This window comes from Nonomuraea sp. NPDC050643 (assembly GCF_040654715.1).
Classification (GTDB): Bacteria; Actinomycetota; Actinomycetes; order Streptosporangiales; family Streptosporangiaceae; genus Nonomuraea.
This window is the reverse complement of the sequence record NZ_JBFAIM010000065.1, coordinates 22,634-37,222: the sequence shown is the minus strand read 5'-3', so window position 1 is coordinate 37,222 and position 14,589 is coordinate 22,634. Positions and strand designations below refer to the sequence as shown.

Here is a 14,589-nt window from a genome sequence, read left to right as displayed (position 1 = left end):
GCACCAGGCAGGGCACCGCGCCGGTCGTACCCGGTGCGGCGCCGGCCTGTGGAGGGACACATGACCAAGCAGGGCGGCGAGCTGACCTTCGTCGGCGCCGGAGACGTCGATCACCTCGATCCGGTGAACGCCAACTACACGGCCACCTCGATCATCGAGCGGGCCTACACGCGCCAGCTCGTCACGTACCCGTCGACCAACGACGTCGCGGAGGCGGGCCGGCTGGTGGCCGACATGGCCACGCGCGTGCCGGCCGCCGAGGGCGTGACCTACACCTTCACCATCCGGGAGGGCGTCCGCTGGGACACCGGCCCGCCCCGCCAGGTCACCGCGCAGGACGTGGTGCGCGGCATCAAGCGGCTGGCCAACCCGCTGGCCCCCTGCCCGCTGCTGCAGTATTTCACCGAGACGATCAAGGGACTGCGCGACTTCGCCGCCAAGTTCAGCGAGGCGGAGTCGATCGCCGGATATCTGGAGGGCAACGAGGTCGAGGGCGTACGCGCGGAGGACGACCGTACGGTCGTGTTCACCCTCAACCATCCGACCCCGGACTTCCTGGACATCCTCACCCTGCCGTTCGCCTCCGCCGTCCCCGTGGAGTATCTCCGCCACCTGCCCTCCAGCCCGGAGCAGGACCAGCACATCATCTCCAACGGCCCCTACCGGATCACCTCCTACCTGCCGGGCCGGGAGATCCTGCTCGACCGGAACCCGGCCTGGGACCAGGCCACCGACGAGGTACGCGGCCAGTACGCGGACCGGATCCGGGTGGTCCAGGGGCTGACCCAGCGGGAGGCGTTCGACCGGGTGCTCGACGGCCGCGCCGACGCCCTGTGGGACGTGCCGCCGCCGACCTCGGAGCTGCCCGCCCTGTACGGCGACCCCCGGCTGCGCACGATCGCCAACGGCCACCTCAACCCGTGTCTCATCATCAACCTCGTCAGCCCCAACGCCGACGGGGCGACCGGCCGGCTGAAGGTCCGCCAGGCCCTGCACCACGCCCTGGACAAGCCCGCCATCGTCGAGGTCCTCGGCGGCCCGCGGCTCAACACCGTGACCGACCACCTGCTGCCGCCCTGGAACGACGCCCACCGGGACTTCACCCTCTACCCGCCGGACCCGGCCCGGGCCCGGCGGCTGCTCGCCGAGGCCGGCTACCCGGACGGACTGACGCTGAGGATGATCCACCGCGACGCGGGCAACCACCCGGCGGTCGCCAGGGCTGTCCAGGCGGGGCTCGCCCGCGCGGGCATCACGGTGGAGCTGCACCCGGTGCCGCAGGCCGCCTTCTACCCCGAATACCTGGAGGTCGCCGAGAACGCGCGCCGCGGCGTGTGGGACATCACCGTCCAGGGCTGGCTGCCCGACTGGCAGGGCAACAACGCGCGCACGTACCTGCAGCCGCATTTCGACAGCTCCGGCATCCACCGGGACGACGCCACGTACGGCGTGGTGTACGGCTGCTACCGGAGCGCCCGGACGAACGAGCTGATCGGGCGGGCCGTCACGGCGCCCACCGTGGAGCTCGCCAACGAGCTGTTCCACCAGGCGGAGCTGCAGGTGCTCCAGGACGCCGCCGTCGTGCCCATCGCCTGGCAGCGCAGCACGACGCTGCACTCCGCCCGGGTGCGCGGCTTCACCGGCTTCCCCAACTACCTGGGGGATCCGACCCGGATGTGGATCGAGGAGGGGAGCACCTGATGGAAGGGCCGGCCGATCCCCGGTGCGACGTGCCGGTGCCGATCCACTTCGAGCGGCAGGCCGCGGCCACGCCCGGCGCGGTCGCCGTGGTGGACCCGTCGGGCGAGCTGACCTACGCCGAGCTCGCCGCGCGGGTGAACGCCGTCGCCGCGCACCTGGCCGGGCTCGGCTGCGGCCCGGGGCAGCGCGTCGGGGTCATGCTCGGCCACTCGGCGGACCTGCTGGTCGCGCTGCTGGCCGTCCTCAAGACCGGGGCCGCGTACGTGCCCCTGGAGGAGGGCTATCCGCGCGCGCGGCTGGAGTTCATCCGGTCCGACGCCGCGATCGGCCACGTGGTCACGGACCTGGGCCCCGGGAGCGAGGACGCCGCTCCGGGGCCCTTCGGCCCGGCCGGCGCGGACGACGTGGCCTGCGTCCTGTACACCTCGGGCTCGACCGGCACGCCGAAGGGCGCGCAGATCACGCATCGCGGGCTGTCCAACCTCGCGCACGCGGCCGGCGAGGAGTTCGGCCTCGGCCCCGGCGACCGGTTCCTCATGCTGGCCTCGGCCGCGTTCTCCGCCTCGCTGGAGGAGCTCTTCCCGCCGCTCCTGCGGGGCGCCACCGTCGTGTTCCCGCCGGACCGGGCCGCGCTGTCGTCGGTGGACGCGCTGCTGGAGGTGGTCGAGGAGTACGGCGTCACCGCGCTCATCACGCAGACGGCCCTGTGGCACGTCCTGGTCGACCACCTCACCGAGACGCGGCGGAGCCTGCCGTCCCCGGTCCGGCTGGTGGGGGTGAGCGGCGAGCGGATGCTCGAGGAGTCCTTCGCCCGCTGGCGGAGCCTGGGCGTGCCGCTCGTGCACATCTACGGCCCGACGGAGACGACGGCGACGGCCACGTACTGCACGGTCCCCGCCGGGGACGGGCACGCGTACGCGACGCCGCCCATCGGCCGGGCGATCCTCAACACCCGGCTGTACGTGACCGACGAGCGGATGGAGCCGGTGCCGCCGGGCCGGCCGGGAGAGCTGTACGTGGGTGGCGGCTCGCTGGCCCGGGGCTACCTGGGGCGGCCCGGCCTGACCGCGGAGCGGTTCGTTCCCGACCCCTTCTCCGGCCTGCCCGGCGCGCTGCTGTACCGGACCGGCGACCTGGTGGAGGAGCTCCCCGACGGCCAGTTGCGCTTCCTCGGCCGGGTGGACGGCCAGATCAAGATCCGCGGTCATCGGATCGAACCGGGCGAGGTCGAGGCGGCGCTCGTCCGGCACCCGGCGGTCCGCCAGGCCGTGGCCGTGGCCAGGGAGGACGTTCCCGGGCAGCGGCGCCTGGTCGGCTACGTCGTGGCGGCCCCCGGCTCGGTGACCCCCGCCGGGCTGCGGCGTTTCCTCGGCGACCGGCTGCCCGCCGCCCTGGTCCCGTCGGCGTTCGTCCGGCTCGACGCGCTGCCGCTGACCGTGCACCGGAAGGTGGACAAGGCCGCGCTGCCCGCGCCGCCAGCCGACCGCCGGGAGTTGCCGGCGGAGTTCGTGCCGGCCGGCAGCCCGCTGGAGAAGGAGCTGTGCGAGCTGTGGGCCGAGCTCCTCGGTCTCGACGCCGTCGGGGTCACCGACGACTTCCTGGAGCTCGGCGGCGACTCGTTGCTGGGCAGCCGGATGGTGGGCCGGATCCTGGCGCGCCACCACGTACGCGTGACGCCGCGCCACCTGTTCGAGGAGCGCACGGTCCGCGGGCTGGCCGCGCTCATCGAGACCCTCCCCCGCCACGCGCCCGGCCGGGTGGAGCCGGCCACGCGCCCCGCGCCCGCCTCCCCCGCCCAGCAGGGGCTGTGGCTGCTGAGCCGGCTGCTGCCCGGCAGCCCGGTCAACAACTCTCCGTGGCAGTGCCGGCTGCGCGGGCCGCTGGACCCCGCGACGCTGCGCGCGGCGATGGAGGAGGTGACGCGCCGGCACGAGGTGCTGGCGTGCGCCTACCCCGCGATCGACGGGGAGCCGACGCAGGTCGCGTCTGGGCCGCCGGAGTGGCGCGAGGCCGATCTGAGCGGACGGCCCGGGGCCGTGGACGAGGCCCGCCGGCTGGCGCTGGCGCTGGCCCGCCGCCCCTTCGACGTCGCGGCGGGGCCGCTGCTGCGCTTCCTGCTCATCCGCTTCGCCGACGACGACCATCTGCTCGTCTGCAACGTGCACCATCTGATCATCGACGTCCGCTCCCTGGAGCTGCTGCTGCACGACCTCGCCGCCGTCTACGAGAGCCTGCGGCACGGCCGGCCGCGACCGCCGGTCCCGGCCCCGCGCTTCGCCGACCTCAGCGTCCGGCTCACCCGGGCGCAGGCCGAACCGGCCTTCCAGGACGGCCTGGAGCACTGGGCCGAACGGCTGTCCGGCCTGGAGCCGCTGCGGCTGCCCACCGATCCGCCGGACCGGCCGCGGCCCGGCTACGACGGGGGCGTCCACGAGTTCCGGCTGCCCGCCCGGCTGTTCGACGGGGCCAGAGCGCTCGGCCGGCGCCATCGGGCGAGCACGTTCATGGTGTTGCTCGCCGCCTACGTCGCCTGGCTGCACCGCTGGACCGGCGCGCGGGACGTGGCGGTGGTCACCCCCTTGGCCGGGCGGACGCTGCCCGAGGCCGAGGAGGTGATCGGCATGTTCATCGTGACGGCCGCGCTCCGTACCCGGGTCGAGGGCGATCTGACGTTCGGCGCGCTGGTCGACCGGGTGCGCGCGAGCGCGCTGGCCGCCTTCGAGCACCAGGACGTGCCGATCGAGCGCGTCGTGGAGAGGCTGCGGGCGGGCCGGAAGAACCTGTTCAGGGTGCTGTTCGCGGTGCAGCGCGAGGCGTCGCACGAGGTCCGCTGGCCCGGCGTCACGGTGGGACCGGTCGAGGACGTGCCCACCGGGACGGCCAGGCTCGACCTGTCGCTCATCTTCATCGAGCGGCGGGACGGCGTGGCGGGCCGGGTGGAGTATCGCGACGCCGTCCTCGACGAGGCCGCCGCCGTGCGGATCAAGGACGACTACCTGGCGGTCCTGGAGGCCGTGCTCGCCGACCCCGGCAGGACGGTCGGCGCGCCGCTCTGATCGATCGGGTCCGCCAGGGCCACGACCACCTCGCGGGGGCCTTCGTAGGGCTCGCGGCTGTGCGCGGTCAGGATGTTGTCGATGACCAGCACGTCCCCGTCCTGCCAGGGCTCCCGTACGGTGTGCCGGTCGTACGTCTCGTTGATCAGCCCGACCACGTCCGCGCCGATGGGCTCCCCGTCGCCGAAGCAGGTGTCGAAGGGCAGCCCGCCCGGCCCGAAGACCATGAGCAGATAGTCGCGCACCTCGGGATCCATGGTCCAGCCGTTGAGGAAGGCGACCTGGTTGAACCAGCACGGGTCGCCGGTGAGCGGATGGCGGACGATCGCGGGCCTGGACTGGCGGGTCCGCAGGCCGCCGTCGTCCTCCCAGCGGGTCTCGATCCGGTGGGCGCGGCAGTACGACTCCACCAGGGCGCGGTCCTCGGTCCCGAACGCCTCCTGCCAGGTGAGCCCGACGAGCTCGTTGTAGTGGCGGGTCAGGCACCAGCCGGTGCGGGCGAAGCGGTCCACCAGCCCGGCGGGCAGGGCGGCCAGGACCGCGCGGGAGTCCGCCAGCGCGGTCGCGCCGCCGGATGATGGCGCGCGAAGGCAGATCTGGATCATGAGCCTCGGCGGCGCGGTCGTGTAGCTCAGCTCGTGGTGCATGCACATCGGCTGGTCGGGGGGCCACTTGGCGGAGGAGTAGAGGCTCCCGCCGAGCCTGTCGCGGGGCGCGAAGCCCTCGCGCTCCTCGATGAGCCGCGGCGCGACCAGGGCGGCGGCGGTCGCGGCCTGCCCGGCCGTGCCGGCGTCGAGGCCGCGCAGGCGTACGGCGCCGTGTTCGAGGACCAGATCGTGCACCAGGTCGTGGAGGGCGGCGGGGTCGATGTCACGGGTGTGGAGCAGCGGCACGGGAGGCACCTCTCTGCGCGAGCAGCAGGACGAGCGCGGCCAGGGCGCTGAGCATGGGCAGGGCCAGGGCGACGCGTACGGGGAAGGCGGCGAGCAGCACGCCGCCGACCGCGAACCCCAGGCCGTTGAAGGTGTAGAGCCAGCTGAAGCCCTCCTGGCGGCGGCCGGCCGGCAGCAGCGACTCCAGGGCGAAGGAGCGGATGGCGTTCAGCGGGGCGGTCGCCACGCCCACCAGCACGACCGCGCCCAGCAGCACGATCCAGTCGGTCGCCAGGCTGGCCACGACGATCATCACGGCGACGACGACGAGCAGCGGCGCGGCGCGGGCGGCGGAGCCGCCTTTGAGGCGCCGGGCCAGCCCGGCGTAGGCCAGCCCGGCCGCCGCGCCGCTGACGGCCAGCGTGGCGATGATCCCGCCCGCGCCGAGCGGCCCGGCCCTGAGCTGCTGGGCGAGCGCCAGCGCGGCGGTCTCGATGGTGCCGAGGGCCTGGCCGAAGGCGAAGCTGACGGTGAACCAGGCGATCGTGGGCAGGGTCCACAGGCCGGTGCCGCCGGGCCCGCCCGCCGGTGTGCTCTCCTGCGGGTTCCCGATGTCGGCGCGGTTGAGGAAGAGCAGGACGGCCGACGCCGCCGCGGCGACGGCCATCGCGTGGACCCCGGCCGAGGGGCCCAGCAGGAGGGCGGCGGCGACCACCAGGGGCGCGGCGGCCACGGTCATCTCCACCATGGTCGCGTCGATGGACAGCGCGCGTTCGAGCAGGCCGGACGGGACCGCCGAGCTGAGGCGGTGGCGGACCGCGCCGGGAAGCCCGGCCAGCAGCGCCCCGGACAGGGCGCAGAGCACCGCGAGGAGGGGCAGGCCGGCGCCGGCGGCGCCGGCGAGGCCGAGCACGACGAGCATGGCGGCGCCGACCGCGGCGAAGGCGGCGGCGGCACCGGCACCGGCGCCGCCGCCGCGGTCCAGCAGCCGGCCGACCGGTCCGGCGAACACGACCTGGGAGAGCATGAAACTGCTGACGAGCACGCCGCCGGTCTTCGCCGAGTCCACGGTGCTCGCCGTCAGCCCGGTGAACGCCAGCGCGGCCATGAGCACCGGTGATCGGGCGAGCTGGGCGGTCAGTGACCAGAGCCAGAAGGAGCTGCGGCGCAGCAGGGACAGCAGCGCCGTGTCGGACCCCTCAGACCCCATCGGATGCCCCTTTCGCGCGGCGCGCCTGCGCGGCCAGCAGCCAGAGCCCCTCCTTCAACTGCCCGAGGGAGCCGCCGAAGCCGACGCGTATCCGGTCGGCGTGGCCGAAGCATCGGCCCGGCACGACCAGCACACCGTGGTCGCGGGCCAGCCGGGTGCACAGGTCCGTGACGTCGGCGAGGCTCTTCAGCCGAGGAAACGCGCTTACTCCTCCCCGTGGCACGGGCAGCGAAACCAGATCGGCGTGTTCCCGCGCCCACTGGAGCAGCAGATCGCGTCCTTGCCGCGCCTGTTCCATGCGCGGCGTGAGGAAGCGGCCGGCGTCGCGCAGCACGGCGGCGGCTATCGCGTCGTTGAGGGGGGAGAGGTTGAGGGTGAGGTAGTCGCGTACGCGGACCATCTCGGCCAGCAGCTCCCTGGGGGCGAAGCACCAGCCGACCCGCAGGCCCGGCAGCCCGTACGCCTTGGACAGGGTGCCGAAGGAGACGCACCTGCCGAGGACGCCGGCCGGGTCGGGCAGGGGCGGCTCGTCGTAGACCAGCTCCGCGAACGCGCCGTCCCAGAACAGGTGGCAGCCGTGCTCCGACACCAGCTCCAGCAGGTCCTGGTACTGCCCGGGGGTGAGCGTGGTCCCGGTGGGATTGTGCGGGAAGTTGACCACGATCGCGCGGGTCCGGGGGGTGAGCAGCCCGCGCAGCGGTCCGAGGTCGGGGACGAAGGAGCCGGGCAGTTCCCAGACCTTGAGCCGGGCGCCGAGGGCCTCGGCGATGGAGACCAGCGACTGGTAGACCGGCCGCATCACGACGATCTCGTCGCCGGGCCGGATGAGCGCGGTCATCGACAGGAAGATGGCCTCGCTGGAGCCGCTGGTCACCATCACCTTCCCGGCGTGGCCCGGGGCGAAGCGCGCCGCCACGGCCTCCCGGAGCTCCTGGCTGCCCAGGCTGGGGCTGTCGCGGAAGTCGATCAGGTCGAGCTCCTCCCAGCCGAGCCCGAGCATGGCCCGTACCTCGCCGAGCGAGTACGTCTCCACCCCCGAGCAGGAGATGTCGAGGCGCGCCTGGAAGTAGCGGTCGCGCAGCCAGTCCTCCAGCAGCGCCGGCGCGATCTCTCCGATGGCCATCGGGATCAGCCGATCACCCGGTCGTGGGCGGTGGCCCGTCCCGGCCGGGTCCGCCGCAGGTCGGTCACCACGTTGACCCGCTTCAGCCAGCGGTCCTTGCCGTCGTAGCGGGGCTGGAACGGGCGCCGGCCGTGGACGGAGTTGTTGTTGTCGATCAGGCAGGCGTCACCCGGGCTCAGCGGGATCTCGTAGAGGTTGCCGTCGAGATGGCGGGTGATCCAGGCCAGCGCGCGGGCCGAGTCGGCGTCGTCGGCGGCGGGCAGGACGAAGTCGCGGTCGATGCGCAGGACGGGCGCGTCGAGGTTCCCGGACAGGATGGGCACGCGGGGCGGGTCCACCCGCAGCCCCTCGAGCCGGTCGAACGCCTCGGCGGAGGCGTAGTGCTGTTTGTCGCTGTTGTTGTCCGGGTCGTGGGACAGGTCGGGCAGCAGGGTGAACCGGTCGTCGGCGAGGAGCTCGGCGATGTCATCCGGCACTTCCGACATGTCAACATAGGAGACGGTGGTGGCCGTGCTCGTGGGCGAGCGCAGGCAGTACAGGCCCACGTAGTCGGCCCGGTACGGCGAGAACGCGTCCTCCGTGTGCCAGCTCAGCTCCCGCTTGCTGCACGAGCTCACCAGGCCGTCCTCCTGGCCCGGGGTCGGCACCACGTCGGTCACGACCCGGCCGTCCTGCTGCGTGGCCCAGCCGATCATGTCGCCGAACAGGGCCCCGTACAGGACGAGCAGGAACCCGTACACGCGGGAGCCCGGCGTGTCGGCGTCGCGCCAGTGCCAGGGGGTGGGCTCGATGGCCTCGTCGTTCACCAGTCCACCGGAGAAGAGGACGGCGTGCTTTCGGTCGTCCAGCCTGGCCGTGTTCGCCAGCCTCCGTACGCCGTCCGGCAGGTCCTGGGCGATGTAGCCGGCGTCGGCGAGAAAGCTCGGGTCGCCGGGAGACTCGTACCGCCGCCGGCACGCATGGGCCAGCGCGATCGCATCGGCCGCCTCGTCCACCGACAGCGCGTGATGGTGGACGAAGTGCCTGGTCTGGGTCGTCGTCATGCGGTCACGCTGGATCGCCGCGGTATCGCGTGCCTCTCCGGGGGCTGTCTCACGCCCTCCGCGACGGCGGCGGCCGTGATAGCGGGCGGACAGCTCAGCGATAAGCGCCGTGCCGACGCTTGCTCCGTGAATGACGCAGAGACCGCGGGCCGCATTCCGCGCTGGACGTCCCCGCACACCGACACATCCATGGGCCTTCGACAGTCGTGGTGGCCGGACGGGCTGGCGGCGCGCGTGCGGCGCTGGGCCCGCGGCCACGACGTCGACGTCAAGACCGTGCTGCTCGCCGTGCACCTCAAGGTCCTGAGCACGATCACCCGCGAGCCCGAGGTGATCACCGGTTACCGTGCCGACGCGTCCGTTCGGACGTACCGGCTGCCGATCCCGGACGGAACGTGGCACGACCTGGTCGGCCTCGCCGCTCGGGAGCGCCAGGAGGACGGGCCGGGCGGCGGAGGGCCGTACGAGTCGCTGCTCGACCTGTCGGGGATGGACGGCGGCCGGCCTGCCGAGCCGGCCGACGAGATCCCGCTGCAGGTCTGCTTCTCCGGCCGGGGAGAGCGGGTGCTCATGCGGTTGCGCCACCGCCTCGATGTCCTCGACGGCGACTACGCCGAGCGGCTGGCGGGCTACTACATCACCGCGCTGCGACTGCTCGTCGCCGACGCCGGGCAGGACCACGACGGGCAGAGCCTGCTCTCCGAGCACGAGGTGCGCTTCCAGCTCTACGGCCTGGCCGGCCGGACCGAGCCCGCGCCCGCGCGGCTGTTCGTCGAGGCATTCGAGGAGCGGGTACGCCTCGCGCCCCGCAGGCTCGCCGTCGCCCACCACGACCGCCGCTGGAGCTACGAGGAGCTGGACCGCCGCGCCAATCAGGTGGCCCACGCCCTGCTCGACCACGGCGCGCACGCCGAGGACGTGGTCGCCGTGGCGATGGAGCGCACCCCCGAGTGGGTGGCCGCGCTGCTCGGCGTGCTCAAGGCGGGCTGCGTCTACCTGCCGATCCGCCCCGACTTCCCGGCCGAGCGGGTCGCGAAGCAGCTCGCCAGGAGCGAGTGCCGGCTCGTGGTGTCACAGGAGGGGTCCCCGCACGGGGCGGCGCGTGGCCGCGCGTCGATCGAGCTGGACAAGGTGTTCGCCGCGCCGTACTCGACGGCGGCCCCGGGCATCGTGCTCAAGCCCGCCCAGCTCGCCTACATCTACTTCACCTCGGGCTCGACGGGTGAGCCGAAGGGCGCGATGTGCGAGCACGCCGGGCTGATCAACCACCTCCACGCCAAGATCGAGGACATGGAGCTGGGCGAGGGCGACGTCGTCGCCCAGACCGCCTCGCAGTGCTTCGACATCTCGCTGTGGCAGCTCGCCGCGCCGCTCCTGGCCGGCGGATCGGTGCGCATCGTCGACACCGACGACCAGCTCGACGTCTCCCGGTTCCTGGCCGAGACCGCCGACGTGCACGTCCTGCAGGTGGTCCCGTCCTATCTGGACGTGCTGCTGTCCGGTGAGCACCGTGACCTGGGCGCCGTGCGCTCGGTCTCGGTGACCGGCGAGGCGCTGAAACTGGAGCTGGTGCGGCGCTGGTTCGCCCGCTATCCCCGTATCAGGCTGGTCAACGCCTACGGCGCGACGGAGGTGTCCGACGACACGATGCACGCGGTGCTGGACGGCCCGCCCGCGCGTGACTTCGTGAGCGTCGGCCGGCCGCTGCGCAACGTGTGCGTCTCGATCCTGGACGACCGGCTGCGCCTGGTGCCGCTCGGCTCGCCGGGTGAGATCGCCTTCTCCGGGGTGAGCGTGGGCCGGGGGTACATCAACGACGCCGAGCGTACGAAGCACGCCTTCGTCGCCGACCCGTACCGGCCGGGCACCCGCATGTACCGGACCGGCGACTTCGGCCGCTGGCTGCCGGAGGGCACGATCGAGTTCCTCGGCCGGCTGGACGAGCAGGTCAAGGTCCGCGGGTTCCGCATCGAGATCGGCGAGATCGAGAACCGGCTGCTCACGATCGCGGGCGTGCGCGGCGCCGCGGTGGTCGTCGACGAGACCTCCCGCCTCGTGGCCTTCTACGGCGCCCCGGAGTCCGTCCGGCCCCAGACGCTGCGCGACGCCCTGGCCGCGTCCCTGCCCGACTACATGGTGCCGACGTACTTCCACCGGCTGGACGCCCTGCCCATGTCGGAAAACGGCAAGGTGGACAAGAAGCCCCTGCGCCTGCTGGCGGCGACGATCGGCCACGCCGGCGGCGCGTACATCGCCCCGGCCACCGGCACCGAGCACCGCATCGCGACCGCGTGGGCCGAGGTGCTCAACGTGCCGCTGGAGCGGATCGGCCGCGACGACGACTTCTTCGAGCTCGGCGGCACCTCGCTCGCCGCCGTCCGCCTGGTGGTGCGGCTCGACCGGCAGATCTCGCTGAAGCAGCTCAGCCGCTCGCCCCGGCTGCGCGACCTGGCGGCGTCCATGACCCGCGGCTCGCGCGACGAGCTGCTGCAGCCGCTGTCCACCGGCGCGCGCGAGCCGGTCGCGACCCTGGTCTGCTTCCCGTACGCGGGAGGCAACGCGGTCAACTTCCAGCGGCTCGCCCGGGAGCTCCAACCCCGCGGCATCGCGGTGTACGCGGCCGAGTTGCCCGGCCACGACTTCGGCTCCCCGCTGGCCGGGGTCGGCGACGTCGCCAGGCGCGTCCACGACGAGATCATGAAGCTGCCCATCATGCCCGTCCTGCTCTGGGGTCACGGCGCCGGGGCCGCGCCGGCCGTGGAGACCGCCAGGCTGCTGGAGGAGAGCGGGCGCGAGGTGGCCCGGGTGTTCGCCGGCGCCTGCCCGCTGGGGCCGGTCGAGCGGCTGGAAGCCGAGATCGCCCAGGTGTCCGGGCTGGCGGAGCGCGAGCTCATCGAGCGGCTCCGGGAACAGGGCGCGTACGTGGAGCTCGACGGGCTCAAGCCGGAGCGGCTGGCGCTGGTCGGCGCGGCCTACCGGCACGACGTCCGGGCCGCGGGCCGCTACCTGATCGAGGCGCAACGCGACCCCGGGGCCCATCGGCTGGCGGCGGCCCTCGACGTGGTCGTGTCCGCCGACGATCCCCAGCCGGTCGACCGCTGGTCTCTGCTGTCACCCGAGGTGACGGTCCACGAGCTGGCGGAGGGCGGCCCGTACTTCATCCGGACCAGGGCGGCCGACGCCGCCGCGATCGTGCTGACAGCCGTACCGGCGTGGGGGTGACACCATGAAGACCGCCGAACAGACGCGGCCGCACAGGTCGTACCGAGGAGTGGTCGGGGTCGGCACGGCCTTCGGCACCTTCGGCGAGCTGCTGCAGGGAACCGTGCCGGAGCCGGACGGGGACTTCCTCGTGACGCTGCCCATCGCCCGGTGGAGCATGGCCACGTTCCGCAGCGACCCGTACTCGCGGGAGCTGCGGGTGGAGCCCGCCCACAAGACCAAGGCGCTGCGGCTCACCGAGATGATCATCGACGCGACCGGAGCCGACACCGGCGGCGTGCTCACGCTGGAGAGCGGGCTGCCCGAGGGCAAGGGCATGGCCAGCTCGTCGGCGGATCTGGTCGCCACGGCGCGGGCGGTGTCGAACGCGCTGCGCGCCGACCTGCCGTGCCGGCGGATCGAGGAGATGCTGCGCCGGATCGAGCCCACGGACGGCGTGCTCTATCCGGGCGTCGTCGCCTACCACCACCGGACGGTACGGCTGCGCGCCTACCTCGGCACCCTCCCCCAGCTCACGGTGATCGCCATCGACGAGGGCGGCCAGGTGGACACCATCGCCTTCAACCGCATCCCGAAACCCTTCTCCCCCGCGGACAAGCGCGAATACGCCCGGCTCCTCGACCGGCTCGGCGCCGCCGTGCGCGCCGGGGACGTGGCCGCGGTCGGCGAGGTGGCGACCCGCAGCGCGATCATGAACCAGGTGCTGCAGCCGAAGCGCACGCTGGCCCCGATGCTGGACATCTGCGCGGCCCACGGCGGGCTCGGCGTGGTCAACGCCCACAGCGGGACCACGCTCGGCGTCCTGCTCGACACCGCGGATCCCGACTATCCCGACAAGATGGTCGCGATCGCCAGCGACTGCTACGCCCTCGCCGGAAACGTCAGCGCCTACTGCGCCCTCACGTTCGAAGGCCCCTCATGACCCCCGTCGCGACCCTGACCGCGGGCCAGTTGCTGCTGTTCCTGCTTCAGGTGAGCCTGCTGCTCACGCTCGCCCTCTGTCTCGGCCGGCTGGCGGCGCGCCTGGGCCTGCCGGCCGTGGTGGGCGAGCTGCTGGTCGGCGTCCTGCTCGGTCCTTCGCTGCTCGGCCACACCTTCCCGCAGGTCTCCGCGTGGCTGCTGCCCCGCGACCCCGCGCAGTTCCACCTGCTCGACGCGTTCGCGCAGGTCGGGGTGTTGCTGCTGGTGGGGCTCACCGGCATGCAGATGGACCTCGGGCTGGTACGCCGCAGGAAGGCCGCCGCGGCCTACGTCAGCCTGGCCGGGCTGATCATCCCTCTCGGCCTGGGCGTGGCCATCGGGTTCCTGCTGCCCGCCTCCCTGCGGGGGCCGGCGGCCCAGCCCGTCGTCTTCGCGCTGTTCCTCGGCGTGGCGATGTGCGTCAGCGCGATCCCGGTCATCGCCAAGACGCTGATCGACATGAACCTGCTGCACCGCAACATCGGCCAGCTCACGCTCACCGCGGGGATCATCGACGACATCTTCGGCTGGCTGATGCTCTCCGTCGTCTCCGCCATGGCCACCCAGGGGGCCCGCGCGGGCCACGCCGTCCTGTCGCTCCTCTACCTCGTGATCACCGTGGCCATCGCCGTCCTCCTCGGCCGGCGACTGGCGGGGGGACCGCTCGGCTGGGCCGCCCGCTCGGGCGAGCCCGGCGCCGGGCTGGCGGCCGTCGTCGCGATCATCCTGCTCACGGCCACGGCCACGCACGCCATGGGCCTGGAGCCGGTCTTCGGCGCCTTCGTCGCCGGCATGGTCCTCCGCGCGTCGGGAAAGGTCCCGCCGAGCGCGGAGAGCGTGCTGCGGGTGATCGTCCTGTGGGTCCTCGCGCCGATCTTCTTCGCCACGGCGGGGCTGCGGATGGACCTCACGGCGCTGGCCGACCCACGCGTGCTCGGCGCCGCGCTGATCGTGCTGGCCGTGGCCATCGCCGGCAAGTTCATCGGCGCCTACGTCGGCGCGCGGGCCAGCCGGCTCACCCACTGGGAGGCCCTGGCCCTCGGCGCGGGGATGAACGGCCGCGGTGTCATCGAGGTGATCGTGGCCATGGTCGGGCTGCGCATCGGGGTGCTCAACACCGCCGCCTACACCATCATCATCCTGGTCGCCGTGGTCACCTCGCTGATGGCCCCGCCGCTCCTGCGCTGGGCGTTCGCGCACATCGAGCGGTCGGCCGAGGAGGGGCTGCGCGAGATGGAGGCCCGCGCCAGGATGTCGGCCCAGCCGCGCGCCTGAAACCGCCGCGTCGGTGCCCCCCGCGTTACGGCGGCGGGGCATTGACGTTTCGCGGACGATATCTCATGATCGCAGCAGGCCGATGTCAACGTTGACTTATGTCAACGTTGACATCCGTGATCATTCG

The 14,589-nt window shown here is 73.2% G+C and carries 9 protein-coding genes; 5 read left to right on the top strand and 4 right to left on the bottom strand.

The window, feature by feature from the left end; translation table 11 throughout:
- The first annotated feature begins 60 nt into the window (after positions 1–60).
- Positions 61–1,701: an ABC transporter substrate-binding protein gene (locus tag AB0I15_RS51845; protein WP_358114139.1), complete on the top strand. Its 1,641-nt coding sequence runs from the start codon at positions 61–63 to the stop codon at positions 1,699–1,701.
- Positions 1,701–4,757 carry an amino acid adenylation domain-containing protein gene (locus AB0I15_RS51840; RefSeq protein ID WP_358114137.1) on the top strand — a complete coding sequence of 1,019 codons (3,057 nt, stop codon included), beginning with the start codon at positions 1,701–1,703 and terminating at the stop codon, positions 4,755–4,757. Before AB0I15_RS51845 ends, AB0I15_RS51840 begins: the two co-directional genes overlap by 1 nt.
- Here the strand turns inward: AB0I15_RS51840 and AB0I15_RS51835 are convergent.
- The 4 genes from AB0I15_RS51835 to gntD are packed head-to-tail and all read right to left on the bottom strand — an operon-like array spanning position 4,694 to position 9,005.
- A complete protein-coding gene (locus AB0I15_RS51835; RefSeq protein WP_358114133.1) occupies positions 4,694–5,650 on the bottom strand; it encodes a TauD/TfdA family dioxygenase in 957 nt (318 codons plus the stop codon). The two genes, AB0I15_RS51840 and AB0I15_RS51835, sit on opposite strands and share 64 nt — an antisense overlap.
- On the bottom strand, positions 5,628–6,839 hold the full coding sequence (locus AB0I15_RS51830) for a hypothetical protein (RefSeq protein ID WP_358114131.1): 1,212 nt from the start codon (positions 6,837–6,839) through the stop codon (positions 5,628–5,630). Before AB0I15_RS51830 ends, AB0I15_RS51835 begins: the two co-directional genes overlap by 23 nt.
- Positions 6,829–7,962 carry a capreomycidine synthase gene (vioD, locus tag AB0I15_RS51825; protein WP_358114129.1) on the bottom strand — a complete coding sequence of 378 codons (1,134 nt, stop codon included), beginning with the start codon at positions 7,960–7,962 and terminating at the stop codon, positions 6,829–6,831. Before vioD ends, AB0I15_RS51830 begins: the two co-directional genes overlap by 11 nt.
- A gap of 5 nt (positions 7,963–7,967) precedes the next feature.
- Positions 7,968–9,005, bottom strand: a complete 1,038-nt coding sequence (gene gntD / locus AB0I15_RS51820) for a guanitoxin biosynthesis L-enduracididine beta-hydroxylase GntD (RefSeq protein WP_358114127.1) — start codon at positions 9,003–9,005, stop codon at positions 7,968–7,970.
- A gap of 189 nt (positions 9,006–9,194) precedes the next feature.
- On the opposite strand from gntD, the gene AB0I15_RS51815 reads away from it, so the two are divergent.
- From AB0I15_RS51815 to AB0I15_RS51805, 3 genes are read left to right on the top strand one after another with little or no spacing between them, the layout of a single operon-like run.
- Positions 9,195–12,227 carry an amino acid adenylation domain-containing protein gene (locus tag AB0I15_RS51815; protein ID WP_358114125.1) on the top strand — a complete coding sequence of 1,011 codons (3,033 nt, stop codon included), beginning with the start codon at positions 9,195–9,197 and terminating at the stop codon, positions 12,225–12,227.
- A 4-nt stretch (positions 12,228–12,231) separates the two neighbouring features.
- A complete protein-coding gene (locus AB0I15_RS51810; protein ID WP_358114123.1) occupies positions 12,232–13,149 on the top strand; it encodes a hypothetical protein in 918 nt (305 codons plus the stop codon).
- On the top strand, positions 13,146–14,462 hold the full coding sequence (locus AB0I15_RS51805; protein ID WP_358114121.1) for a cation:proton antiporter: 1,317 nt from the start codon (positions 13,146–13,148) through the stop codon (positions 14,460–14,462). The genes AB0I15_RS51810 and AB0I15_RS51805 overlap by 4 nt, the downstream gene beginning before the upstream one ends.
- Positions 14,463–14,589: the final 127 nt, after the last annotated feature.